Origin of the sequence: Janthinobacterium sp. GMG1 (genome assembly GCF_034427795.1) — a bacterium.
In the GTDB taxonomy this organism is placed as follows: Bacteria; Pseudomonadota; Gammaproteobacteria; order Burkholderiales; family Burkholderiaceae_D; genus Janthinobacterium.
In genome coordinates, this window is sequence record NZ_JAXQNT010000006.1 from 323,708 (window position 1) to 348,574 (window position 24,867).

At 64.7% G+C, this 24,867-nt stretch carries 23 protein-coding genes and 2 tRNA genes; 12 read left to right on the plus strand and 13 right to left on the minus strand.

Annotated elements, in window-relative coordinates:
• Positions 1–67: 67 nt before the first annotated feature.
• The 6 genes from SJI03_RS18135 (at position 68) to aqpZ (ending at position 4,229) form a co-directional block, all read left to right on the plus strand.
• The gene (locus SJI03_RS18135; RefSeq protein WP_034758247.1) at positions 68–643 is read left to right on the plus strand and encodes an elongation factor P; all 576 of its coding nucleotides are present in this window, start codon (positions 68–70) and stop codon (positions 641–643) included.
• A gap of 158 nt (positions 644–801) precedes the next feature.
• Positions 802–1,938: an amidase family protein gene (locus tag SJI03_RS18140; protein WP_322428107.1), complete on the plus strand. Its 1,137-nt coding sequence runs from the start codon at positions 802–804 to the stop codon at positions 1,936–1,938.
• A gap of 29 nt (positions 1,939–1,967) precedes the next feature.
• Complete coding sequence (locus SJI03_RS18145; protein WP_099380164.1) at positions 1,968–2,378, plus strand: hypothetical protein; 411 nt, start codon at positions 1,968–1,970, stop codon at positions 2,376–2,378.
• A gap of 65 nt (positions 2,379–2,443) precedes the next feature.
• Positions 2,444–2,902, plus strand: a complete 459-nt coding sequence (locus tag SJI03_RS18150; protein WP_158301342.1) for an Ivy family c-type lysozyme inhibitor — start codon at positions 2,444–2,446, stop codon at positions 2,900–2,902.
• Complete coding sequence (locus tag SJI03_RS18155) at positions 2,902–3,312, plus strand: GNAT family N-acetyltransferase (RefSeq protein WP_322428108.1); 411 nt, start codon at positions 2,902–2,904, stop codon at positions 3,310–3,312. Before SJI03_RS18150 ends, SJI03_RS18155 begins: the two co-directional genes overlap by 1 nt.
• Before the next feature lie 227 nt (positions 3,313–3,539).
• Positions 3,540–4,229, plus strand: coding sequence for an aquaporin Z (aqpZ, locus tag SJI03_RS18160; RefSeq protein WP_034778070.1), 690 nt, complete (start codon positions 3,540–3,542; stop codon positions 4,227–4,229).
• Positions 4,230–4,271: 42 nt separating this feature from the next.
• Here the strand turns inward: aqpZ and SJI03_RS18165 are convergent, their stop codons facing one another.
• Positions 4,272–5,102, minus strand: a complete 831-nt coding sequence (locus SJI03_RS18165) for a helix-turn-helix transcriptional regulator (RefSeq protein WP_322428109.1) — start codon at positions 5,100–5,102, stop codon at positions 4,272–4,274.
• Positions 5,103–5,229: 127 nt separating this feature from the next.
• On the opposite strand from SJI03_RS18165, the gene SJI03_RS18170 reads away from it, so the two are divergent.
• From SJI03_RS18170 to SJI03_RS18185, 4 genes are all read left to right on the plus strand, one after another.
• Positions 5,230–6,471, plus strand: coding sequence for an MFS transporter (locus tag SJI03_RS18170; protein WP_416208764.1), 1,242 nt, complete (start codon positions 5,230–5,232; stop codon positions 6,469–6,471).
• A gap of 238 nt (positions 6,472–6,709) precedes the next feature.
• On the plus strand, positions 6,710–8,092 hold the full coding sequence (gene cysS, locus SJI03_RS18175; RefSeq protein ID WP_322428110.1) for a cysteine--tRNA ligase: 1,383 nt from the start codon (positions 6,710–6,712) through the stop codon (positions 8,090–8,092).
• A gap of 42 nt (positions 8,093–8,134) precedes the next feature.
• On the plus strand, positions 8,135–8,713 hold the full coding sequence (locus SJI03_RS18180; protein ID WP_322428111.1) for a hypothetical protein: 579 nt from the start codon (positions 8,135–8,137) through the stop codon (positions 8,711–8,713).
• Entirely contained in the window at positions 8,706–9,248 is a 543-nt protein-coding gene (locus tag SJI03_RS18185) for a hypothetical protein (protein WP_322428112.1), read from the plus strand. Before SJI03_RS18180 ends, SJI03_RS18185 begins: the two co-directional genes overlap by 8 nt.
• Here SJI03_RS18185 and dbpA read toward each other — a convergent pair.
• The 6 genes from dbpA to SJI03_RS18215 all read right to left on the minus strand — a co-directional run bounded on the left by dbpA (position 9,235) and on the right by SJI03_RS18215 (position 17,134).
• The gene (dbpA, locus tag SJI03_RS18190) at positions 9,235–10,662 is read right to left on the minus strand and encodes an ATP-dependent RNA helicase DbpA (RefSeq protein WP_219313264.1); all 1,428 of its coding nucleotides are present in this window, start codon (positions 10,660–10,662) and stop codon (positions 9,235–9,237) included. The genes SJI03_RS18185 and dbpA overlap by 14 nt on opposite strands.
• A gap of 110 nt (positions 10,663–10,772) precedes the next feature.
• On the minus strand, positions 10,773–11,009 hold the full coding sequence (locus SJI03_RS18195; RefSeq protein ID WP_322428113.1) for a hypothetical protein: 237 nt from the start codon (positions 11,007–11,009) through the stop codon (positions 10,773–10,775).
• Positions 11,010–11,225: 216 nt separating this feature from the next.
• Positions 11,226–12,890, minus strand: a complete 1,665-nt coding sequence (locus SJI03_RS18200; RefSeq protein ID WP_322428114.1) for an acid phosphatase — start codon at positions 12,888–12,890, stop codon at positions 11,226–11,228.
• Positions 12,891–13,006: 116 nt separating this feature from the next.
• Positions 13,007–15,502 carry a TonB-dependent siderophore receptor gene (locus tag SJI03_RS18205; RefSeq protein ID WP_322428115.1) on the minus strand — a complete coding sequence of 832 codons (2,496 nt, stop codon included), beginning with the start codon at positions 15,500–15,502 and terminating at the stop codon, positions 13,007–13,009.
• Between the two features lie 101 nt (positions 15,503–15,603).
• Positions 15,604–16,614 (minus strand): FecR domain-containing protein, encoded by a 1,011-nt coding sequence (locus tag SJI03_RS18210; protein ID WP_322428116.1) that lies wholly within the window; start codon positions 16,612–16,614, stop codon positions 15,604–15,606.
• 1 nt (position 16,615) lies between these two features.
• Positions 16,616–17,134: a sigma-70 family RNA polymerase sigma factor gene (locus SJI03_RS18215; protein WP_322428117.1), complete on the minus strand. Its 519-nt coding sequence runs from the start codon at positions 17,132–17,134 to the stop codon at positions 16,616–16,618.
• A gap of 320 nt (positions 17,135–17,454) precedes the next feature.
• Between SJI03_RS18215 and SJI03_RS18220 the strand changes: the two genes are divergently transcribed.
• Entirely contained in the window at positions 17,455–18,021 is a 567-nt protein-coding gene (locus SJI03_RS18220; RefSeq protein ID WP_322428118.1) for a hypothetical protein, read from the plus strand.
• A 64-nt stretch (positions 18,022–18,085) separates the two neighbouring features.
• Here SJI03_RS18220 and SJI03_RS18225 read toward each other — a convergent pair.
• From SJI03_RS18225 to SJI03_RS18245, 5 genes are all read right to left on the minus strand, one after another.
• A tRNA-Met gene (locus tag SJI03_RS18225) sits at positions 18,086–18,162 on the minus strand.
• A gap of 133 nt (positions 18,163–18,295) precedes the next feature.
• Positions 18,296–18,372: transfer RNA gene (locus tag SJI03_RS18230), tRNA-Met, on the minus strand.
• Positions 18,373–18,418: 46 nt separating this feature from the next.
• A complete protein-coding gene (locus tag SJI03_RS18235; protein ID WP_322428119.1) occupies positions 18,419–19,597 on the minus strand; it encodes a class I SAM-dependent methyltransferase in 1,179 nt (392 codons plus the stop codon).
• 59 nt (positions 19,598–19,656) lie between these two features.
• The gene (locus tag SJI03_RS18240) at positions 19,657–20,478 is read right to left on the minus strand and encodes a hypothetical protein (RefSeq protein ID WP_322428120.1); all 822 of its coding nucleotides are present in this window, start codon (positions 20,476–20,478) and stop codon (positions 19,657–19,659) included.
• Positions 20,479–20,539: 61 nt separating this feature from the next.
• Positions 20,540–20,749: a hypothetical protein gene (locus SJI03_RS18245; RefSeq protein ID WP_322428121.1), complete on the minus strand. Its 210-nt coding sequence runs from the start codon at positions 20,747–20,749 to the stop codon at positions 20,540–20,542.
• A gap of 178 nt (positions 20,750–20,927) precedes the next feature.
• Between SJI03_RS18245 and SJI03_RS18250 the strand changes: the two genes are divergently transcribed.
• Entirely contained in the window at positions 20,928–21,095 is a 168-nt protein-coding gene (locus tag SJI03_RS18250; protein ID WP_168208539.1) for a hypothetical protein, read from the plus strand.
• Positions 21,096–21,099: 4 nt separating this feature from the next.
• Here SJI03_RS18250 and SJI03_RS18255 read toward each other — a convergent pair whose 3' ends face one another.
• Positions 21,100–24,858, minus strand: a complete 3,759-nt coding sequence (locus tag SJI03_RS18255) for an AAA family ATPase (protein ID WP_322428122.1) — start codon at positions 24,856–24,858, stop codon at positions 21,100–21,102.
• Positions 24,859–24,867: the final 9 nt, after the last annotated feature.

Here is a 24,867-nt window from a genome sequence, read left to right on the forward strand (position 1 = left end):
CTTGCGGCGCCGATGGCGCACAGGCGGCAGATGGTCTTCATGCAACCCACTTTTTACGTACATTCCTATGAAACCCGCAAAAGAAATTCGTGTTGGCAATATCATCATGGTCGACAGCAAGCCAATGATCGTGTTGCGTTCTGATGTCAACGGTTCGAGCCGCACGGGCTTCACCTACAAATGGAAGATGAAAAATCTTCTGACGAACACCCCGATGGAAAACGTGTTCCGCGGCGACGACAAGTTCGACGTTGTTGTTCTGGATAAAAAGCCAGTGACGTACTCGTACTTCGCCGACCCGCTGTTCGTGTTCATGGACACCGAGTACAACCAGTACGAAATCGAAGAAGAAAACCTGGGCGAAGCGCTGAACTACCTGAAAGATGGCATGGAATGCGAAGCCATTTTCTACGACGGCAAAGCTATCTCCGTTGAACTGCCTACGACCATCGCCCGTCAAGTGGTGTACTCGGAGCCAGCGGTCAAGGGCAACACGTCGGGCAACGTCCTGAAAGAAGCCAAGATCGAAAACGCCATCGACGCACATCGCCACACCGTGCAAGTGCCGCTGTTCGTGGCACAGGACGACGTCATCGAAATCGACACCCGTACCAACGAATACAAGCGTGTCGTACGCAACTGATTTGCCCCAGTGCCGAATCATCAAGAAACGCTGCCTTCGGGCAGCGTTTTTTTTTGCTTAAAAAATAATTCCCTTCAACAACAATTGTGTTGCAAGGACTGCTATGCTATGGCTAGAACATTATTGCGGCAGAAACATTGAAGTTTCCTGGAGATACCATGCAGCGCAGTCAGATGTTACGCGGTGGCGCGTCGCGTCCCGTATTGGCCCGTGCCACGGCGCCCGCCAGCCCCATGGCCCATCTGCTCGATGCGGGCGTCTTGCCGCAACAGCAGATGATGCAGGCAGGCAAACTCAGTTCCCATGCGCTGACGTCGCAGTACCTGGGGCGCATCCGCTCCCTGTGCAGCATCGGCGCGCGCGCCTATCCTGGCATTGAAATCAATCCCGATGCGTTGAAAATTGCCCTGGAGATGGACCGCGAGCGCCAGGTGCACAAGGTGCGCGGCCCCTTGCACGGCATTCCCGTCGTCTTGCGCGACAATATTGCCACGGGCGACCGCATGAAGACGCGCACGCAGTCGCCGCTGGCCACGCATGCCAGCTGCGATTCCTTTGTGGCGGCGCGCCTGCGCGCGGCCGGCGCCGTCATCATCGGCAAAAGCAATTTACGCCAGTGGGCCGCCGTCAGCGTACCGCATGCCAGTGCCAGCTGGGCCGGGCTGACCATCCTGGCCGTCGACAGCGCGGCGGACGGCTCCATCGTCGCGCCTGCTTCAAACTGCGGCCTGGTCGCCATCAAGCCCACGGGCAGGACTGCCGCGGGGCAGGGCGGTGAGCCAGCCACGGCCGGACCGATGGCGCCCAGCGTGCGCGAGGCGGCCTGGCTGCTTGCAGCCTTGAGCGGCGAGCGGCTGGCCGATGGCGTGGTACTCGATACGGCCGGCTTGCATGGGCGCCGCATCGGCGTGGCGCGCAGCCTGTTCGGCCTGTGCGCCGGCACCGACGCCGTGATCGGGCAGGCGTTGCTGGCGTTGCGCGAACAGGGCGCGGAATTGATCGAGATGCCGCCCGCACCCGAACCTGGCGGTATCGAAGCGTTGCTGGGCTCGCACGGACTCGACGCGCTGGTGGGACCCACCTGCCATGGCGGGGCGCAGGCGCCGTCGGCCTTGCCGCATATCACGGTGCCGGCCGGCGTGGCAGGGGGCTTGCCGGTCGGCTTGTCCTTCATCGGCCCGGCCCACGGCGACATGCAACTTATTGCAATGGCGTATGCCTATGAGCAGGCGACCTTGCACCGGCGCACGCCCGCGCTGCCGTCGAGCATTACCCTGGCGCTGCGCCTGCCATGATGATTCTTTTCGTTTTCTTTCGATAAACTATGCTTGCAACCTTGCTGCTGACTGTGGCCTTGACCGCCATCCCGACTCCTTTTGATGCCGCGCAATTGTCTGGCAGCTGGTCCGACAGCGTGAATACGAATAGTGTTTGCGAAGAAGCGCGGCACTTTACGCGCATGCAGCTGTCTGACGATCATCAGCGGCTGGCGATCTTCAGTGACCGGACGTGGAAAAGCAAGCTGGGTGAAACCAACCGCTTTGCCGCGACCGTGGTGGCGGAAACGGAGCGTAGCCTGACTTTGCGCTATGACAATGAAACCCGCCTCAATGCCGCTGGCAAATTGGTGGAATGGCAATTGATCATCGTCGCGCCCGGCGTGTACCGCTGGCGCGAGACGGGATGGCCGGAAGGCAAGGTCAACGGAGTAGTCGGCATCCGCTGCTCTCCCTGAGGCCGCTGCGCAAGCATGCCATTCTGCTATGCTGCAGCCATTATTGGATGCTTTTAGGAGATTGCATGTCCGCACGTTTGCTCTTACCCCTGTTCCTGGGCGCCGCCGTGGCGCTGGCCGCCATGCCGGCGCAAGCGCGTACGCCCAAACTGTCGCTGATCGAGCAGGCGCAAAGCTGCGACGGCGGCCATACCTGCCCGTATTTCCCCGACGTCTACAAGGCGGACTATGCCTTTCGCAAGGCTTTCAATATCGGCCTGAAAAAGGCTGGCCTGAAGCGGCAGCGCTGGGTGCCCGATGGCGTGGCCAGCCCGCTCAAGCCCGTCGAGATCGACGGCAAGGCGCGCCTGCTGAGCAGTGTCTGCGAGCCGCACAATTGCGGCCACCACTACACCATTTTGTACGATCCGGCCGAGCGCAGCATGACGGGCGTGTACATGGGCAGCGATGGCAAGGGCGGCTTGCGCACCGTGTACTTCGGCGAACCCAGCATCGCCGAAGCCGACCTGCTGTTCAAGAACTGATGCACGCGCCACTGCGTATTTCCAGCGTGCGCGACGAGCTGGACGTGCCCCTGATCCACCGCTACCTGAGCGAGCAGTCGTACTGGAAGCGCGGTGTGGCGCTGGAAACGGTGCGCAAGGGGATTGCCAACGCGCTGTGTTTCGGCGGCTATGTCGATGGCCAGCAAGTGGCGTTCGCCAGGGTCATCACCGATTACACGGATTTTGCCTACCTGCGCGATGTGTTTGTCCTGCTGCCATACCAGGGACGCGGCTATGGCAAGCAGATGGTGGCCGCCGTGCTCGGCGATGATCGCTTGCGCGAGGTCACCTGGATGCTGGGGACCGATGACGCGCATGGCCTGTATGCGGGCTTTGGTTTTGCGCCATTGGAGGCGCCACACAAATACATGCGCCGCCCTGCGTCTTAATGATTGATAAAATAACAGTTGATTCCAAGAAAACCATTAATATTGTTGCATGAAATTAATGTTGCCTTGATAATGACAATATGTCATTATGCGCGCTGTGCTGCGATTGCGTAGCTGTACTTTGCTGGTGTTTGCCTTGCCATCACCATGCGGTGAGGGCGAGCTCAATGAGCGGTCTGACTGGTCGTCCCCTGGTACGTTTTCTCGACTATTTAAAGGAATACATCATGAAACAATATGGCGCCGAGTTTCTTGGCACGTTCTGGCTGGTTCTGGGCGGTTGCGGCAGCGCCGTGCTGGCCGCCGCTTTTCCCGGCCTCGGTATCGGCTTTGCCGGCGTGGCGCTGGCATTCGGCCTGACGGTGCTGACCATGGCCTACGCCATCGGCCACATCTCGGGCTGCCACCTGAACCCAGCCGTGTCGATCGGCCTGTGGGCCGGCGGCCGCTTCCCCGCCAATCAACTGTTGCCATACATCATCGCGCAAGTGCTGGGCGCCATCGTGGCCGGCGGCGTGCTGTACGTGATCGCCAGCGGCCAGGCCGGTTTCGATGTCAGCAAGGGCTTTGCCTCGAACGGCTTCGGCGCCCACTCGCCGGGCGGTTATTCGATGCTGTCGGCCCTGGTCATTGAAATCGTGCTGACGATGTTCTTCCTGATCGTCATCCTGGGCGCCACCGACAAGCGCGCGCCGGCCGGCTTTGCCCCGCTGCCGATCGGCCTGGCGCTGACCCTGATCCACCTGATCAGCATTCCTGTCACGAATACTTCCGTCAACCCGGCCCGAAGCACGGGCGTGGCCCTGTACGTGGGCGACTGGGCCACGAGCCAGTTGTGGCTGTTCTGGCTGGCACCGATCATCGGTGCCTTGCTGGGCGCGCTGGCCTACCGCTTGATTGCGGGCGAAAAAGAGTAAGTTTTAATATGTAAAAAGCAGCCTGCGGGCTGCTTTTTCCGTTTAATCGGCGGCGCGCCACTCGCTCAGGTAGTGTTGCGGCGTGCGGCCCAGGATACGGCGGAACATGGCGCTGAAGGCGCTGGGGCTGGCGTAGCCCAGCGCATAGGCGATGGCCGCCACGCCTTCGCCCCGGTCCAGGCGGCAGAAGGCCTCGGCCAGGTGGACTTGCTGCAGCCATTGGCGGTAGTGCAAGCCCGTTTCCTTGGGAAATAGACGGATCAGGGTGCGCGCGCTGGCACCCGCATCCTGCGCCCACTCCTCGATGCTGCGCCGGCTGCCGGGCGCGCTCATGATGGCCGAGCAGACGGCCACCAGGCGCCGGTCGCGCGGCCAGGGGATGGCGAGGGGCACGGTATCGGCCGCCGCCAGTTCCGACAGGATCAGGTGCGCCAGCCAGTCGCCGCGTCCCGCCAGCGCATATTCGATCGGTTCGGCCAGCAAGGCCAGGATCAGCTCGCGCAATAGCCGGCTCACTTCCAGTACCTTGCAATCGGGGCCATATTGGGCCGCCACCTGCGCATCGATGTACACGGTGCGCATGCTCAGTTCGCTCAAGATGTGGACTTCATGCACGACGCCCACGGGGATCAGCAGGGCGCGCCGCGGCGGCAGGATCCACACGCCGTGCCCGGTGGAGACGCGCATCACGCCTTCCGTCGCATACAGCAGTTGCGCCCGCACATGGCTGTGCGGCGCCGTGTAGTCGCCCGCCGCATATTGCCTGGACATGGCCGTCACGGGGCGCGGCACGTGCTGGTAATCGTGCGAGCTGGTGCTGCGGCTGAACGGCACGCCATCGGGATGGGTCTGGGCGGGTTGCTGGGTGTACATGTAGGGCGTTGGCTTGTCTCTTGGTTGTCACTTGGGCGACGATTATTGGAAGTTATCAGTTCAGCGACCATACTATACTGGCTTCTTTGCCGGGCCGCCCGCCGTGCCCGATTATTGCGGATGACACATGCACACAACTACACCTGCCCCAGCATTGGCCACGCCCGTGCCGGCGGCTCCCTCGCTTCAAGGTTCCCAACAACAATCCGGTCTGGCCATGCACATCCTGGGCGCTGTCGCCTTCGTGCATTTGCTCAATGACTTGATCCAGGCATTATTGCCGTCGATTTATCCGATGCTGAAAGCCGAGTTTTCACTCAGTTTTACCCAGGTCGGCCTCATTACCCTGACGTTCCAGTGCACGGCATCGTTGCTGCAGCCGTGGATCGGCTTGTACACGGACCGCCGTCCGCTGCCATTCCTGTTGCCGGTCGGCATGTGCTTTACCCTGGCCGGCGTGCTGATGCTGTCCATCGTCTCGACCTTCCCGACCCTGCTGATCGCCGCTGGCCTGATCGGCGTCGGTTCCTCGACCTTCCACCCGGAGGCGTCGCGCGTGGCGCGCATGGCGTCCGGCGGACGCTACGGCTTTGCCCAGTCGCTGTTCCAGGTGGGCGGCAATGTCGGCTCCGCCCTGGGCCCCCTGCTGGCGGCGGCCGTCATTGTGAACCGTGGCCACGGCAATGTCGCCTGGTTCAGCCTGCTGGCCGTGCTGGCCATCGGGGTGCTGTACAAGGTCAGCCACTGGTATAGCGGCCACCTGGCCAGCTTCAAGCCGAAGACGGGCGGCCATGGCCCTAACTTGTCGCGCAACAAGGTGATTGGCGCGCTGGGTGTGCTGGCCCTGCTGGTGTTCTCGAAGTACATCTACATGGCCAGCCTGTCGAGCTATTACACGTTTTATTTGATCGACAAATTTCACCTGTCGCTCGGCGATGCCCAGTTGTATCTGTTCCTCTTCCTCGCCGCGGTGGCGGCCGGCACCTTTATGGGCGGCCCCATCGGCGACCGCATCGGCCGCAAGCGCGTGATCTGGATTTCCATCCTGGGCGCCGCGCCATTTACCCTGCTGCTGCCGTACGTCGACCTGTTCTGGACGGCCGTCTTGACGGTGATCATCGGTTTCGTGATTTCGTCCGCCTTTTCCGCCATCGTCGTCTTTGCGCAGGAACTGGTGCCGGGCAAGGTGGGCATGATCGCGGGGATATTCTTTGGCCTGATGTTCGGCGTCTCGGGCATCGCGGCCGCCGCGATGGGCCACCTGGCCGACGTGTCGGGCATCGCCTATGTGTATAAAATCTGCTCCTACCTGCCGCTGCTGGGCATCCTGACGGTACTGCTGCCGCATATCGAGCAGGCGAAAAAGTAGGCCCGCGTCGCGGGAGGGCTTGACGGCCCGCCCGCACGCATGCGATATTCTCCCCCATGAGCTCTTCCATCCTCCATCCAGTCCTTGCATACCGCGCCGCTGCTGCGCTGTGTCCGTGTACCTGGCTTCGCGAGGATGCGGCCCGGCGCCGTTAAACTTTTACTCCTCATCCCGATGGCCACAGTGTTGAAAAACCTGTGGCCATTTTCTTTTTCCGCAACGCGCATGAAAGTCCCGCATGACACTTCATTTGTACGACACGTATAGCCGCAGCCTGCGGCCCTTCGAGACCATCGCCCCCGGCAAGGCTGGCGTGTATGCCTGCGGCCCCACCGTCTACGACTATGCGCACATCGGCAACCTGCGCACCTATCTGTTCGTCGACGGCTTGCGCCGCGCGCTCGAGTTCAACGGCTTGCAGGTGCGCCACGTGATGAACATCACGGACGTCGGTCATCTGACATCGGATGCGGACAGCGGCGACGACAAGATCGAGGTACGCAGCGCCCGCAGCGGCAAGTCGGCCTGGGATATCGCCGTCGAATTCACGCGCGCGTTCGAGGGCGATCTGCGCGCGCTGAATATTCTGCCGCCCACCGTCTGGTGCCGTGCCACGGACCACATCGCGGAGCAGATTGAATTTATTCTCGACCTGGAAGCGAAGGGCTACACTTACCGCACGGACGACGGCATCTATTTCGACACGACGCGCCAGGACAGTTACGGAAAACTGGCGCGCCTGAACCGCGACGGCCTGCAGGCGGGCAAGCGCGTGGACCTGGGCGAGAAGCGCGACATCTGCGACTTTGCGCTGTGGAAGTTCAGCGGCGTGCCGGGACAGCGGCAGATGGAATGGGACAGCCCGTGGGGCCTGGGTTTTCCGGGCTGGCATATCGAATGCTCGGCCATGGCGGAAAAGCACCTGGGCGCGTATTTCGACATCCATTGCGGCGGCGAAGACCACGTGGCCGTCCACCACAGCAACGAGATCGCGCAAACGGAAGCGCGCCACGGCACGCGCCTGGCCAACTTCTGGCTGCACGGTGCCTTCCTGAAAACACAGGACGCGAAGATGTCGAAATCCTCGGGCGACTTTTTACGCTTGCAAAGCCTGGTGGAGCAGGGCGTCGATCCGCTGGCCTACCGCTACCTGTGCCTGGGCGCCCACTACCGCAGCAGCCTCAATTTCACGGACGACGCCCTGCGTGCCGCCAGCAGCGGCCTGGCGCGCCTGCGGGTCAGCGTACATGGCCTTGGCGAAGCGCAGGGGGAGGCCGCTCCTGATCCTGCATGGCTGGCGCGTTTCGCGGCGCAGATCAACGATGACCTGAACTTCCCGCGCGCGCTGGCCGTGGCCTGGGAACTGTTGAAAAGCGAGCTGCCGGACGCCGTCAAAAAGGCTACCATGGCCCGTTTCGATGCGGCCCTGGGACTCGATCTGCTGGCCTGGCAGCCAACGCAGGTGGACGTGCCGCAGCCGGTGCAGGCATGGATGGCGGAACGGGCCATCGCCCGTGCGCAGCGCCAGTGGGCCGAGGCGGACCGCTTGCGTGCACTGGCGCGCGCGGCCGGCTATGACATCGACGATACGCCGCAGGGGCAACAGGCGCGGCCTTTGTGAGGATGTCCGGCATAATGGCCGCCCGATGACACTGGAGGTGCCGTGAAGCGTGGTTTGCTGCTACTGAGTTGTTGCCTGGTCTTCTCTGCCGCGCAGGCGGCCAGCGAATGTCCGGGCTTTCCCGCGCTGACCACTTCCAGCGAGGCGCTGCTGGCGCAAGTGCGCGCGCTGCCGCCCGTCGGCATCGACCGCGAACGGCAGGCGTGCGCGCCGGCGACCGTCATCGATTTCGCCTACAGCGGCGGGGTGCTGTGCAGTTTTGGCGCGGGCAAGGATGCCGTGGAGGCTGCGACATCCGCCGTCACGCGCCTGGCCGATGGCGGTGAACTGGTCGAGTACCTGTACCTGTTCCCGTATGCGCCAGCCACGCATGCGCGTTTGCTGGCGCTGCTGGCCGCGCGTTTTACGCCCGTCGACAAGGCGGCCTGGCCCGGCTTCCTGCAAGCCGCCAGGCCGGGCAAGGAAACCACGGCGCTGTTCACGCATGGCGGCTTTTATATCTCGCTGGGCAAGCCCACCGAAGGCGATCCTGCCGCATGGTATTCGAATGTGATCTTTGAAAAGGTCGACATGCCTGCGCTGGGCGTGCGCAAGGTGTGCAAGGAAGCTGGCGATGGCTGAAGCGGATGCCTTTCCGGCCGCGCTGGCCGGCGCGGTGGCGCAGCTGCTGCCCGCGCTGGGGAGCAGCCCCGCACATCCGCCATTTGCCGTGCGCCAGGATGGACAGGCCTTGCTGATCCCGACGCGCACGTATTACGACCGCGAGCGGTTGCTGGCCTGTACGCGGCTGCCCGGCGACGCGGGCGTGCTCGCCCTGTGCCTGGGCACGCGCCACCATGACGGCCATGTGCGCGAAGCGTGTGCAAGGCAGTTGCTGTTGCAGGAGCGGGCGTGGACGGTGCCCTTCGTCGTGCACCTGTGCGGCGAATACGTGCTGGAGATTGTCGAGGCAATTGGCGCGGCGCTGCCGGCCTGGAATACCGATGCGCTGGCGCGCTACCTGCGGGAGAACCCCGCCTATGTGGACACCCTGGAGCGGCGCGCCATCAGCTACTGGAACTGCTACTACCGCCGGCAGTATCCCGTGTGGGAAGACTATCCGGGACGCAGGGCCATGGCGGCCCTGCGTGCATTGCAGGCGCTTACGCCTCGATAAAGCGCATCTTGAAGCTGCGGCCCTTGATGTTGCCGAAGTCGCGGCCCAAGGTATTGCCCGCGTTGAGGCGCTTGAATGCCGCTTCGGCCACCTTGCGGTCCAGCGCCACGTAGGTCATGAACTCGAACACGTTGATCTTGCCCACTTGTTCCTTGGTGAGACCGGCGTCGCCCGTCAGCGCGCCCAGCAAGTCGCCCGGACGCAGCTTGTCCTTCTTGCCGCCCATGATGCACAGGGTGACCATCGGCGCCGGCAGCGCCTCCATGCCGTCATCTTCCGCCAGTTCCTTCAGGTCGTGCCATTCGGCGGCGCTGTTCTGGTATTGCTCGATCAGCTTGACCCATTTTTTCTCGTTCGGTGCGCACAGCGACAGGGCCAGGCCCTTCTTGCTGCCGCGGCCCGTGCGGCCGATGCGGTGGATGTGCACTTCCGTGTCTTTCGAGACGTCGACGTTGATCACGGCGCCCAGGTCGGAAATATCGAGGCCGCGCGCGGCGACGTCGGTGGCCACCAGAACGGAGCAGCTGCGGTTGGCGAACAGCACCAGGATTTCATCGCGTTCGCGCTGTTCCAGCTCGCCGTACAGGGCCAGCGCGGAAAAGCCTTGCTGGCGCAGTTCGTCGGCCAGTTCGCGGCAATGCACCTTGGTGTTGCAGAAGGCCAGCGTGGATTCCGGCTTGAAGTGTTTCAACAGCTTGCCGACGGCGCCATTGCGCTCGTCGAAGCCGATTTCATAGAAGCGCTGTTCGATCTTGTCGTTGTCGTGCTGCGCCTCGACCGTCACTTCCAGCGGATTGACGAGGAACGACGCCGTGGCGCGGCGGATGTCTTCCGGATACGTGGCCGAGAACAGCAAGGTCTGGCGGCGCGCCGGGCAGGCGCTGACGATGCCGGCGATTTCCTCGTAAAAGCCCATGTCCGTCATGCGGTCCGCTTCATCGAGTACCAGGGTTTGCACGTGATTCAGGTTGATGGTGCCGCGGCCCAGGTGGTCGCGCATGCGGCCCGGCGTGCCGACGACGATGTGGGCGCCATGTTCCAGCGAGGCGATTTGCGGGCGCATCGGCGCGCCGCCCGTCAGGGTCAGGATCTTGATGTTGCCAGCCGCGCGGGCCAGGCGGCGCAGCTCATTGGCCACCTGGTCGGCCAGTTCGCGCGTGGGGCACAGCACCAGGCCTTGCACGGCAAACCAGGCCGGATTGAGCTTGTGCAGAATGCCGATGCCGAAGGCGGCGGTCTTGCCGCTGCCCGTTTTCGCCTGGGCGATCAGGTCGCGGCCATCGAGCACCGCCGGCAGGCTTTGCGCCTGGATGGTGGTCATCTCGTGGTAGCCGAGCGAATCGAGGTTGGCCAAAAAGGCGGGCGTCAGCGGCAGGCTGGAAAAGGAAGTGGTAGTGGCAGTGGTGGTGTTCATAGGGGCGGAGCCGGTAAAAAGCGGGTGGATGGGCACAGTCTACAGGCGTTCTACGCCCTTGTGCGGATGGTGGTGTGGAAGCTGGCGGCAAACGGCCGCCGGCATGGATACTAATTGTCGGGCGCCCAGATGGGCAAACCGGTGAGATCAAGGCCGGCGTCGCGCGTCCAGACGGGCAGGCCCGTGGCGTCGGTCGGCTCCAGCAATTCGAGCTGCACCTGCTTCAGCGCCACCTTGCGCGCGCGCGCGCGGCGCTGCGGCTCCGGCGCCGGCTCTTGGGCCTCGTGCGCTGGCGGCGGGCCGAAGCCGGGCAAGTCGATGGTGGCGTTGTCTTTTTTGTCTCTCATTTGCTAACCTCAGTCCCTGGCCTGCGAAAGCCAAGGGGCGGGCAAGGTGCTGCCTGCCTATGTCTATACGCTTTAACTTCATCCACAAAACAAAAGCCCGGCTACTGGAGTCGGGCTCATTGTTGGGACAAGCTGCAGGAAAACTTGTCCTGCGGATTTAAGTGCGGCACGCAGTGTATCACAGGCGTGCCGCATTGTGGGATGCGCTGTTGCCTATCAGCGGAAGCTCAGGGCACCGGTCAAGTCGCCCGGCGGCAGCGCGCCACGGGACGCGAAGGCGTCATTGCGCACTTTCAGGCCTTCGAGCAGCGGCAGGTCGTGCAGGCGCGTGATCAGGCGCAGGATCGACGTCGTGTCATAAAAACTGTGGTCGACGGCGCCTTTCTTCGCGTACGGCGAGACGACGATGGCGGGAATGCGCGTGCCCGGACCCCAGCGGTCGCCTTTTGGCGGCGCCACGTGATCCCACCAGCCGCCGTTTTCATCGAACGTGATCACCACGATCATGTCTTTCCACTGCGGCGATTCCTTCAGATGCTGGATGACGTTGGCCACGTGCTGGTCGCCCGATTCGATATCCGAGTACCCGGCGTGCAGGTTTAGATTGCCCTGTGGCTTGTAGAAGGTCACGGCCGGCAGCTTGCCCGCCACGGCAGCGGCGAGGAATTTGTTCGAGATGGGGCTGTCGCCCGTGCCGCCATCGCGCAGGTGCTCTGCGCGCGCGGCCGTGCCGGGGGCGAACTGCTTGAAGTAGTTCAGCGGCTGGTGGTGGAACTGGAAGTTCGGTTTGCTGCCGCCGCCCTTGTGGTCGAGCGCCGCTTGCCAGCCGCCGCCATACCACGCCCAGCTGACGCCCTTGCGCGACAGCAGATCGCCGATGGTGTCGTAGGTTTGCGGCGGCAGGGTATTCGCGTCAGCCGGATCGGCATGCAGCGGGTCGCCGTCAAACGCGGGACGGACATAGCTTGGCTGGTAGGGCGGCGCCATGGTGTTGACGGCGTAGCCGTCCGGCGTCAGGGCGCCGTCATTGACGTATTTCGGCTTGCCGTCCAGTGCCGAGGCGGGGCAGTCGGGCGAGATCGCCAGGCGCACGCCTTGCGGCCCGTCGGACAGCACGGCGATCTTTTTCTTCGCCGCCGTATCAAGCGCGTTGAAGTATTCGTTGGCGCGGCCCGTCACCAGGAACTGGTGGTTCATGTAGGAGCCGCCGAAGGCTGCCATGAAGAAGTTGTCGCACAGGGTGTACTGCTCGGCGATCTGCCACAGGTTCAGGTTTTTCGACGTTTCGCCGTAGTGGCCCATCACCAGGCCGCCGCTGTCGGCCCACGCGGCAAAGCCGTCGTTCTTGCCGCCGTTGATCTGCATCTGGTTGTTATAGAAGCGGTGCACGAGGTCGCGCGTGATGATGCTCTCGGGCAGGGGCTTGCCGGCTGCGTCGCTCAATTTGTAGGGCGCGTTCGGCAGGCCGGAAATCTGCTCTTCCTTGATCAGGTAATCGATGCCGCCGATATTTTGCTGGTTCGGCACGAGGCCGCCCCAGATTTTCGGCAGGGTGGCCAGCGGCTTGCCATCGCGGTCCAGTTGCTGCGCCTGTTCCGCCGTGACGGCGGACAGGGGCGCGCTGGTGCCGGGGAAGTTGGCGAACAGGTTGTTGAAGCTGCGGTTTTCCAGGTAGATCACGACCACGTTCTTGACGTGCGCCTTGAGTTTCGCGTCGAGCGAACCTTTGGCGATGGTCTTTTTGGCTGGCGCGGCGTCGGCCAGCGCCGGCAGGCTGGCGGCCAGGCCGACTGCGGAAGCGGCCTGGAAGATGCGCCGGCGCGAGGGATTGGCGGGTTGGTCGGCCGGATCGGCTGGCAGGGCGGGGGCGAGGTCCTTCACACATTCTCCTTGGGTGTCTCTATGGGCACGGGCGTTGACGGCAATGGCCGGCAACGCCCGTGAAGCGGGAAAATTGTATCACCGGCCCTGCGCCAATGTGAAATATTCAGCCCGGCCTAGAATTGATAGCGCACGCTCAACGCCACCTTGCGCGCCGGGCCATACATGCCCGAGTACCACCAGTCCGACACGGAAGCCGTGTATTTTTTGTCGAACAGGTTGGCCACGTTGACGGTGGCCGACAGCTTGTCGTTGACGTCGTAGCGCGCCATCAGGCTGGCCACCGAGTATGCCTTCTGTTCCCAGTGCATGGTGCTGTTGATCTGCCATGCGTCGATGTCGGAATACACGCGGCTCTGCCAGTTCATGCCGCCACCCACCGTCAGGCGATGCAGCTCGCCGGGCAGGCGGTAAGTGGTCCACAGTTTCACCAGGTGGCGCGGGAAGGTGGTCAGGATGGCCTTGCCAGCATTGTTTTCCGTCTGGCTGTACGACCACGATGCCGAAATATTCCAGTCCGGCGTGATGGCGCCCGTCGCTTCCAGGTCCACGCCCTGGGTCTTGGCGCCCTGGATGGCGCGGTTGGCAGGATTGTTCGTGCCAGGCACGGTGTAGCCGGGGTCCGATTCGGACAGATTGCTCTGGCGGATCTGGTACAGCGCGGCAGAGGTGTTCAGGCGGCCATCGAACCAGCCGCTCTTGACGCCCGCTTCCAGGGTCTTGCCCTCGCGCGGCGCCAGCAGCTTGCCATAGCGGTCTTGCGATGCTTGCGGCTGGTAGATGGTGGAGTAGCTGGCGTAAGCGCTGTGCGTGCCGTCGATGTCGAATACGAGGCCGCCATACGGCGTGAAGACACGGCTCTCCGAGGCGGGGGACGCGCTGTAAAAATTCACGGACGGCGCGTCCGAGATGTAGTTCTCGCTGTAGCGCAGCACCTTGGCGCCGGCGATCAGTTTCAGGCGTTCGGAGAGGTTGAAGCGGCTGGCCGCGTAGGCGCTGGCCTGGCGGCGCGTGCTGTCGTAGATGACGGTGGTGCCGCCAAACACGGGCGTTGCCGTGCGATTCCAGCGGTACAGGTTGACGGGCGTGTTTTCGACCCCCCGGTCGAAACGGCCATCGGTCGTGCTTTGAAATTCGCTGTAGTCCATGCCCAGCACCAGCTCGTGCTGGCGGCCAAACGCGCTGAACGGCCCGCGCACATTGACGTCCACGCTGTTGACCTGAAGCTGGTAGTCGCGGTAGTCGGCGTTCAAGCGCAGGCCATCGCCCGTGGCCTGGTCGGGAAAGCCGCCACTGACGCTCAGGTAGACGGCGCGTTCTTCCTGCGACGACTGCACGCGGTTGGCCGATATTTTCAGCTTCCAGTCGTTGGCCAGCGCGTGCTCCACGGTGGCGAAGAGGTCGGTCGAATTGGTGTCGAAGCTATTCGACTTGGCGGCCGGGCTGAAAGAGCGCGGCAGGTCCGTCATGACGCCATTGCTGTAGAACAGGGGGAAGCCCAGGTAGGACAAGGATCCGTTCGAGCGCTTGCGCTGGTGCGTGACGCCGGCCGTCAGCTTCGTGTCGCGTGACAGGTCCGCTTCGACCACGCCGTAGACCACTTTCTTGTCGCGGCTGTAGCCGTCGATGATGCTGTCGCCTTCTTCGTACACCGTCACCAGGCGGCCGCGCACGGTGCCAGTCTCGTTCAGCGGACCCGAGACGTCGGCCATGGCGCGCCGCTCATCGTGGGAAGCCAGCTCGCCCTCGACCGAGGCCTGGAACTGCGCCGTCGGCTTCTTGCGCACCATGTTGATGGCGCCCGAGGCGTCGCCAGCGCCCGTCATCAGGCCCGAGGCGCCGCGCAGCACTTCGATGCGGTCGTACAGCGCCATGTCGGCCAGGCTTTGCGACGGTATCGCATTGAGGCCCAGGTTTTCCGAATGCGTGCTGACGCCATCGAGCTGGTAATTGGTGATCGAATAGCCGCGCGAAGTAAAGCCCGTGCGTTCGCTGCCCAGCGAGAACAGGGTGATGCCCGGCGTCTGCGCCATCACTTGCGCGATCGTGTTCAAACCCTGGTCCTGCATGCGTTGCTGCGTGATGACGCTGACCGACTGCGGCGTTTCCCTGATCGACAGGCCCAGCGGCGTGGCCGTGGTGATCGGCAGGGTGGAGACATACGCGCCCGAGCCTTCCGTCGCATCCTGCTGCGCTTTGACCGACACTTCCGGCATCATCGCCATCGCTTCGCCGCCCGCCGCAGCATCGGCCGGGCGCAGCACATAGCTGCCATTGGCGCTGCGCTCGGCCTTCAGGCCCGTGCCGCGCAGCACGCCGTTCAGAGCGGCCAGCACGTCGTGGCGGCCGCTCAAGCCGGCCGACGTCTTGCCGCGCGTCTGCTCCGGCGTGAAGCTGAGGATGACACGTGACTGGCTGGCGACCTGGCGCAGCGCCGTGGCCAGGTCGCCGGCCGGCACCTGGAAGTCGAGGCTGGCCGCAGCGGCGGCCGCGCTTTCCTGCGCCAGGGCCGGCGCCTGGGCGTTCAGCAGCAGGGCCGAACCGATGAAGACGAGTTGAATGGCATGCGCCATGCGCTTGATGCGCGGCTTGGAATGAATGGCAAGAGACATGGTTACCTTGTGGTGTAGTCGTCAAAAAGAACGTTGCCTACACAGGTCACGCGAGAAACGAAAGCGGGTACTTTTTTTTGCGCCGGCGTCAAAATATATTTTCAGCGCTGCGGGCGCGCTTCCACCTGCACCCAGTAGCGCGTGCGCAGGCGCACGTCCACCGGCAACGAATCGGGCAGCGACAGCAGCACGGCGTCCAGGTCGTCCAGCGGGAAGACGCCGGAGATGCGCAGGCCGGCGACGGCGTCGTCGCAGCCCAGCAAGCCGTGGCGGTAGCGGCTCAGTTCATGCAGGAAGTCGCGCAGCGGCATGGCGTCGGCCAGCAGCAGGCCCTGGCGCCAGGCCCAGATGTCGGGCGAGACGGCGTGCGCGGGCAGGGCATCGTGCGCCGTCATGCCGCCGCCCTGGCCCGCGCGGAGCACGGGGCTGGCGTTGCCATGGCGCGGCATCAGCCGGACGGCGCCTTCCTCGACGGCGACCAGGGTGCTGCCATCGGCCTGGCGCACCGAGTAGCGCGTGCCCAGCGCCTGCGCCTGGCCTTGCGCGGTGTCGACGAGGAAGGGGCGGTAAGGGCGGCCCGTTTCGCGAGCCGTGGCGATGAACACTTCGCCCTGCACCAGTTGCAGCAGGCGCTGCGTGCCCGTGTAGCGGATGTTGACGGCGCTGCCGCTGTTCAGGTGCAGACGGCTGCCGTCGGGCAGGGCCAGCTCGCGGCGTTCGCCCACGCCCGTGGACAGGTCGGCCAGCGCGGCGCGGGCAAGGACGGGCGCAGAGTCCGAGCGCGCGCCGAACCAGCCCGTGAGGCCGATGGTGGCTGTCCACGCCAGCAATTGCAGGCTGCGGCGGCGCGAGATGGTCGAGGCAGGACGGGAGCGCTGTGTCAACGCCTTGCGGCTGGCCTGCGCATCGAGTTCGCGCAAGCCGCCGCTGGCGCTTTCGATGTGTTGCCACGCCCGCTCATGGTCGGGGTGCGCCTGGCGCCACTCGTGCCAGGCCGCTTTTTCCGCCGGCGTCGTTGCGCCGCTCATCAGGGTGGCCAGCCATTCGGCCGCCTGCATGGCGATGGCCAGGTCGATGGGCTGGCCCTGTGCGTAGACGGTGGCGCCGCGCATGTCAGGATGCGGCAAAATCGGGCACGGCAAAAAAGCACAGCAGGTTGGCCTTGCTCAGGTATTTTTTGACGGAATGCGTGGTGGTGCCCAGTTCGGCGGCGATCTCGGCGTAGGTCATGCCGTCCAGGTGGGCCAGCAGGAAAGCGGCCCTGGCCTTGGCGGACAGCTGGTCCAGCGCGCGGTCGACCAGCTGCAGCGATTCGAGCAGGATGGACATCGCTTCCGGCGACGGCGTGCACGCTTGCGGCTGATGCAGCAGGGCGTCGAGGTAGGCCCGTTCGAGCGCTTCGCGCCGGCAGTGATTGGCCAGCAGGCGCTTGGCGATGGTGGCGAGGAAGGGGCGCGGCTGCGCGATCCCGGCACTGCTGCGCGCAACGAAGATCTTGATGAAGGTATCCTGCGCCAGGTCGCCCGCCAGCCCCGCATCGTGCAGGCGGCGTTTCAGCCAGTGCAGCAGCCAGGAGTGGTGCTCGGCATACAGGGCCTGGAAATCGGATGGCGGGGAAGGGGCGGACAGCATGCGTACAGTCTGGTTTAATCTAAATGAGAATTGTTCTCATAATAGCCTAGCGGCGCGCACCCGGCAATCAGGAAAACGCGGCGTTGCTGAAATGCGACTGCGTGTCCAGGCTGCGCACGGCGCCGGATTTGCGTCCGCGCACGGCAGATGTAAAAGTTTCCTTGGCGCAAGCTTTCATGTGAGAAAATGCGGCTTGTCGATGTGGTGCGGAGCGAAAAATGATGTGGATGGTTGGCGGTGCCCTGGTTCTCCTGGTCGCCAGATTCTTATGGTTGGCCTTTTTTCACCGGGTCAACGCGATGTCGCGCCAGGCGGAACTGATGAACTGGCTCGACATCGGCCGCGTGTCGAATGCCGATGGCGGCAAGGATATCCTGTTGGCGCGAAATGAGCGCGGTGCCCGGATCGACTGGCGCACGGGCGAGGTCTGGCTGATGAATCCCAAGGTGGCCGAGCCGTTTGCCGATTTCCTCGCCGTCGAGCGCTGGCTGACCTTGCGCGAGATGCCGGTGGCGGACAAGCCGGCCGCAGCCGCTCCTGCGCCAGCGGAACCCGAAGCGGCGCCTGAACCCGGCCCCGTGCGCGACACCTTGCCGGCCTTCCAGCAAAAGGTCGACGCTTGCCTGGCCAAGGCGGAGGGCGGCCAGGAATTGCTGGAAACGAAGCAGGCGTTCGAGGCGGGCAGCGAGCCTTACCTCGAGGCGTCGACGGAATTGAGCAAGACGGCGCTGGAGCTGGAAGTGTCGCCGGCGATGGTGGCCACGTTTCATATCAGCGCCTTTGCCGCGCTGGCCGAAACGGCGGGCGCCGACAAGCTGGAACGGGTGGCGGCCAGCCTGCATGCGGCGGCCAGGCAGATCAGGGCCAGCGTTACCATCACCGCGTGAGCGGACCAGGCCTGGAATGAAAAAACCGCTGATTCCTTTGCAGGAGTCAGCGGTTTTTATGTATTGGTTGCGGGGACAGGATTTGAACCTGTGACCTTCGGGTTATGAGCCCGACGAGCTGCCAGACTGCTCCACCCCGCAGGCGAATTATAACCGAGTTTGTTGCATTGCGAAAGAGCGCAATGCATTTGGTGTGCATGTGGGGCATGGACATACTGCGCCGCAATGGAAAAAGCCGCCGATCCCTTTGCAAGAATCAGCGGCTTTCATATATTGGTTGCGGGGACAGGATTTGAACCTGTGACCTTCGGGTTATGAGCCCGACGAGCTGCCAGACTGCTCCACCCCGCAGGCGAATTATAGCGGGGTTTGCTGCAATGCGCAATGGCTGGCTGGATTACGCTGCCGCCAGGCGCCACAGCGACGTGATTTCCTGCGAGCGGGCCGCGTGCAGGCTGTCCGTCGCATCCTGCGCGCGCGGGTGCGTGGGTTTCACGTCCAGGCGGTCGATGACCTTCAAGCCCGCCTGTTGTATCCATTCGAGCAATTGCGCGCGCGGGCGCAGGCCCAGGTGCTCGGCCAGGTCCGACAAAATCAGCCAGCCTTCGCCGCCTGGCTCCAGGTGGTCGGCCAGGCCGGCGAGGAAGCCGCGCAGCATGCGGCTGTCCGGATCGTAGACGGCGTATTCGATCGGCGAACTGGGGCGGGCCGGCAGCCATGGCGGATTGCACACGACGAGCGGCGCGCGGCCGGCGGGGAACAGGTCGGCCTGCACCACGTCGACCTTGTCGATCAAATCGAGGCGCGCCAGGTTTTCGCGTGCGCAGGACAGGGCGCGCGGGTCCTGGTCGGTGGCGACGATGCGTTGGATGCCGCGCTGCGCCAGCACGGCGGCCAGCACGCCCGTGCCCGTACCGATATCGAAGGCCAGCTTGGCGCGCGCAGGCAGCGGCGCATCGGCTACCAAGCCCACGTATTCGCCGCGGATGGGCGCGAAGACGCCGTAATGCGGGTGGATGCGCTGGCCCAGGGCTGGCAGTTCCACGCCCGTGCGGCGCCATTCGTGCGCGCCGATCAGGCCCAGCAGTTCGCGCAGCGATGCGATAAACGGCTCTTCACCGCGGCCATACGCTTCATTGCACGCCAGTTTCACGTCCGGCGCGCGGCGCAACGGGATCATGTAATCGGCATCGAAAGGCAGCAGCAGCATGGCCAGGGTACGGGCGCGCTGCGACTGCGCCTGGCGGTGCAAATGGAAGGCTTCCGTGGCGGACGGTTCCGGTTTTACGAGCTTGGCGGCCTTGGCCTTCTTGCTCGGTTTGTCGTTCTTGTGGTCGGCGCGCCGCGCCAGCGCCTGCAGCAGCTGGCGCGCATTCTGGAAGTCGCCGCGCCACAGCATGGCCGTGCCTTCGCAGGCCAGGCGGTAAGCCTGGTCGGCCGTCGTGCGGTCATCGGCGATGACGACGCGCTTGGGCGGCGGCATGCCGCTTTCCGAGCGCCAGCGGGCCGAATGCTCGGCGCCGTTTTCGCTCCAGTGGATCTGCGGATGAACGGTAGGTGAAGAAGTGTCGGACATGGGATTCAATCGATAGAAGGTGGGCGCGCGGCATGGTCGCCTGCGCAGGCCGTCTTCCATTATACGTTGCTGGCCGTGCTGCTAGCGGTGTCGGTGCCATAGGCGAGTGCCAGCGCACGGGCGCGCGCCTGCTCTTCCTTGTGGGCTTCGACCGCTGCGTCCGGCTGCACCAGCTTGAGCAAACGCAAGCTCAAGCTTCCCGCCAGGTCGCCATCCTTGGCGCTGGCGCCATCGGACGTGCCCTGATAGAGATTGCTTTGCAATTGCTGGCCCAGCAGCTTGAACAGGTCGTGCAGATTGCCGGCGAAATGCGTGTCGGGCAATTCTTTGGCGGGCAGGGCGCCGTCATCGGATGCTGTGGCTTCCGGCGTTACGTCCTGGTTTTGCTCAAGCATGCCCGCGCTGATGTTCGATTGATATTGCACTTCCACTTCGAAGTTGAAGGTCTGGCCATCGGCCGTCGTGATCTTGCCCTTGCCGATGAAGTGCGCGTTTTCATCGAGGCTGAAGGCGGCCGCGCGGCTGCTGCCGCCCGCGCCCGAGACGCTGGCGCTGCCGCTGCTGAAGCTGGAGCCGGCTTGCAGGTCGACCGAATCGAAGGCGACGCTGGCGCCGTCGCCGAACAGCTGGCGCGTCATGTTGCTCAGAAAATCCTGCGCCACGTCGACAGTGGCGTTGCCCAGCGCATCGGTCCGTTGCGACAGTCCCCTGGCCGACAGGTCCAGGCCATTCTTCGACAGCGCCACCACGTCTTGCGCCGTGCGCTGCATCAGGGGCGAAGCGGTGAGACCCGTGGCGCTGCTGCCCGTGCGGGACGGCTGCTGGCCAGCCAGCGTATTCGAGGCGGGTTGACGGCTGGCAAGTGCGGGAAGCTGGGACATGGCGGTTTCTCAATGAGCGAAGTACCGTTATTAACGGCGTTCTACGCCCATTCTTTAACCATTAGTGGTGGTGCGACCAGCTACCGTCTGCCGACTCCAGGTAGGATTTGACGGCATCTGCCTGGCCCGTGGCGTGGCGCTTGAGTTCGCCGCATGCGCAAATGCCCTGGTACGGCTGAATATGCGAGCAGGCGGAGACTTTTTGCAGGTAGACCTGCATGGATTTGTGACATTTTACGCACTTGAAGGTGAGGCTGCGGGCGACTTTCATGGGATTCCTTGAACTGTTGCGGGGCGTAGAGGGCATCTACGCGAAGGCGGCGATTTTAACGCACTCCGGCCATCGTTACACGTTGTTGCATCTGCGCCACGCGCGCGTCAACTGAATCCGCGCCGTGACGTTGAGCGTATATAGGAGGTCGTCTGACCGCCATTGAAGAGGTAGCACCATGGACAAGCATGACAAGGAAAAGCCTGTACAGCCCGCCAAAGAGCTGGTCAGGAAGTGGCTGAAAGCGGAGCTGGCACAACGCCGGCCCCCGCCCGACCCCGAGCAGATCCGCCGTGAACTGGGCTGGGATATGCTCAAGTTGTGCCGGGAGCCGGCCAGCCGCTAGCGACTCAGCGCACCGTCACTACGCTCTTGCCGCCGGAGCCCGGCTGCACGAGGATGCGGGTGGCGATGCGCTCCGTCATTTCCTGTACGTGCGAGATGACGCCCACCTTGCGGCCCATCGCTTGCAGGCCGTCGAGCGCATCCATGGCCACGCGCAGGGTTTCCGTATCCAGGCTGCCGAAACCCTCGTCGATGAACAGCGATTCCACGCGCACCCGGTTCGAGGACAGCGAGGCCAGGCCCAGCGCCAGGGCCAGCGAGACGAGGAACGATTCGCCGCCCGACAGCGAATGCACGGAGCGCAGTTCGCCGCCCATGTCCTGGTCCCGCACCATCAGGCCAAGCGACGGATTGTTCGGGTTGTCGATGCGTTCCAGTTGATAGCGGCGCGCCAGGTGGTTCAGGTGCGCGTTGGCGTAGCCCAGCAGTACTTCCAGGGTGAATTGCTGCGCGTAGTTGCGGAATTTCTTGCCGTCGGCCGAGCCGATCAATTCATTCAGGCTGGCCCAGCGCCGCTCGATGACGGCTTGCGCCTCGATCTGCGCCAGCATCGCTTGCGCGCTGTGGCGCCGCGCATCGTCCTGCGCGATGGCCAGGCGCAAGCGCGTCGCTTCCTGGTTGGCTGTCTGGCGTTCGGCGCCAAGCGCGTCGAGCGCTGCCTGCAGCACGGCCTCGTCCGTTTCCAGCGCTTCCGGTGGCCGCTCCAGATGGTCCGCATGCCGCTGCCGGCGTTCGGCCAGCACGGACAGCGCCGTCGTGTGGCGGTCGGCGATCACTTGCAGGGCGTCGCGCTCGGCGCGCATGGCTTCCGGCGCGATGGCCAGGCGCGCGCGCAGCTCGTCGAGCGTGGCGGGCGCATGGCCGGAGTGAAGCTGCCGGAACTGCTGCAGCCAGTCGTGCAGGGCGCCGGTGGCGCCGTGTTCCTGTTCACGCAGGGTGGCAAGGCGCTGCGACAGCTGCGCGCACGCTTCGTCGAGGCGCGTGCGTTGCTGGCTGGCCGACTGCGCCGCCGTTTGCTGCTGCGCCAGCTGTTCTTTGGCCTGCGCGACGGCCGTTGCCAGGCTGCGTTCCACCTCGGCCACGGCCTGACCCTGCCATAGCGCGTTGCGCTGCGCTTGCAGTGCCGTGCGCTGCTTGTCGGCGGCGGCAAAGGCGGCGTGGGTCTCCTGCGCCGTGTGTTGCGCTTTGCCGGCGGCCAGCAGCACCGCTTCCAGCTGCGCGGCCAGGGTCGCCAGCGCGTGGCTGCGCTGGTCCTGGTCCGCCTGCTGTTTCAGCCATTGCCGGCTTTCCGTTTCGCGCGCCGCGCGGAAGGCGGCGGGACCGGCGCGCCAGTTGTCTTTCCACCCTTCGGCGCCTTCCACGTCGGCAAACGCGGCATCGAGCTGCGCCAGCAAGGCATCGAGCGCGGCGCGCGCCGTCTCGCCCTTGTCGGCGTTGCCCGCTTGCTGCGCCTGAAGCTGGGCCAGCCGCGCTTGCGCCTCGGCGACGGTGCTTGTGCAGCGCGCGTGGTCGCTGGACGCCAGTTCATGCGCGGCCTGCGCCTGCTCGCGCAGTGTACTGGCCTGGCGCAGCGCCGTTTCCTGCTGCACCAGCGCCTGCAAGCCTGCCGCATTGGCCGCCAGCTGCTGTGTGAACCAGTCCGCGCGCTGCTCTTCCTGCGGCAGTTGCAGGGTGTCGGCATGCGGCTGCCACTGTGCATTCAGGCTGTCGATGATGGACGGCAGTGCAGATAGTTCTTCCGCCGTCTGCGCCTGTTCGTGCATATGGGCGGCCAGTGCCGCCTTGTGCGTGGCCAGCCGTTCCAGATTGCCGCGCGCCTGCGTGCGGCAATCCAGCACCTCATCCTGCAAGCTGGCCAGCATCGCCTGCAAGGCGTGATCGGCGTGGCTGTACGGGTGTTCCAGCGCACCGCAGACAGGGCAGGGCTGCTCGTCCTGCAAATTGGCCCGCAGCTGCTCGACGCTGACTGCGCATGCCGCTTCGGCGCCCTTCAAGGATTTTTCCGCCTGCGCCAGGCGCGCTTCCAGCAGCGCCGTTTGCGCCGCTTCCGCCGCCAGTGCCGTGCTTTCCGTTTGCGCGGCCTGCGTCAGCTGGGCTGCCCTCGCTTGCCAGTGCGCCAGCGCCTGCTGCTGGCGCGCCAGTTCGCTCCAGGTTTTTTCCGCGCTGCTCAACATGCGCGCGTGCGTCTCCAGCTGGCCGCGCTGTTCCTGCAGCCCCTGGCCGTCGATGGCTTGCATGGCCGCCAGCGCCTCGCGCCGCTCGGTATCGCGCAGCGTCAGGACGGCCGCGGCGCTGGCCTGCGCCGCCTGCGCCGCCTGGGTGGCGTCAAGGGCCAGGCGCACCTGGCGCGCCGATGCTGCCATGCTGGCGTCGGCCGCATCTGCTTGCGCGGCCGTTTGCCCGGCCTGGGCGAACAACTGGTCCGACAATTGCCACGACGTGGCCAGCGCTTGCCAGTGCTGGTGCGACACCAGCCACAGGCGGCCCGTTTCCTGCTCCGCCTGCATGGCCTGCTGGCCCTGCTGCAGATCGTGCAAGGTGGCGCGCGCAGCCTCGTTGGCCTGGTCGGCCGTCAGGGCCGCTTCCCTGGCCTGGCGGTGCGCCGGCAAGTGGGCTGCAATGCCGGCGTCAAGCGCCTTGGCCTGGTCGAGCAGGGGCGCCGCGTCGCGCTGCGCCGTTTCCCTGGCCAGCAAGTCCGCTGCCGCCAGCTGCACGGCCTGCGCCAGTTGCGTCTCGCTGGCCACGGCTTGCGCGGCCTGCAGGCGCGACGCTTCCAGCGCCGCGCCGGTGCTGGCGATCTCGCCGGCCAGGCGCGCCACGCCGTCGATCAGGGGCTGCGCCGGCTGCAGCAATTCCCACTGCGCCAGCGCCGCGCGGCGCTCTTCGGCAGCGGCGCGGTCGGCATCCGCGCCATCGAGCGTCGCTTGCGCCGCCGCTGCCTGGCTTTGCAGCTTGTGCGTCTCCTGGTGCCAGCGCTGCTGCAGTTCCAGTATGGCCTTGCGCAAGTCGATGTGTTGCAGGGCCGCTTCGGCCGCCTCGCCCAAGGTTGCCGTTTCTGCCCGTTCTTCCGGCGACAGGGGGCGCTGGTCGGCCAGCTTTTCGCCCAGGCGTTCGAGGACCTGTTTTTCCTTTTTCGCCCGCTCGAAGGCGCGCATGGAAATGTCGGTATAGATGCTGCTGCCCGTCAGGGTTTCCAGCAATTCTCCCCGCTCATTGTCTTCCGTCTTGAGGAATGTTGAGAATTCGTTCTGCGCCAGCAGCACGGCGCGCGTAAACTGGTCGAACGACAGGCCGATGCGCTTTTCGATTTCTTCCTTGACTTCCGTCTTGGTGCCGCCGATGGGCTGCAGCGCGGGCAGTTGGTGCAAGCTCATGGCGGTCGCCTGCAGCGCGCCTTCCGCCTTGGTGCGCGAACGGCGCACGCTCCAGCGCGCGCGGTAGCTTGCGCCGTCGTTGCCGACGAAATCGACTTGCGCGTAGCCGTCCGGCGTGCCGCGCCGCAGCAGGGTGCGCGTATCCTGGGCGTTGACGGTTTCCTTGCCCACGTCGGGCAGCGCACTGCCCCGTCCCAGCACTTTCAGCAAACGCGGCGTGGCGTCGTACAGGGCCAGGCACAGGGCGTCGAGCAAGGTGCTCTTGCCCGCGCCCGTGGGACCGCTGATGGCGAACAGGCCGCTTGACGCCAGCGGCTCCTGCTGGAAGTCGACTTCAAATTCGCCGGCCAGCGAGGCCAGGTTCTTACCGCTGATTTTCAGGATTTTCATGGTTCTTCA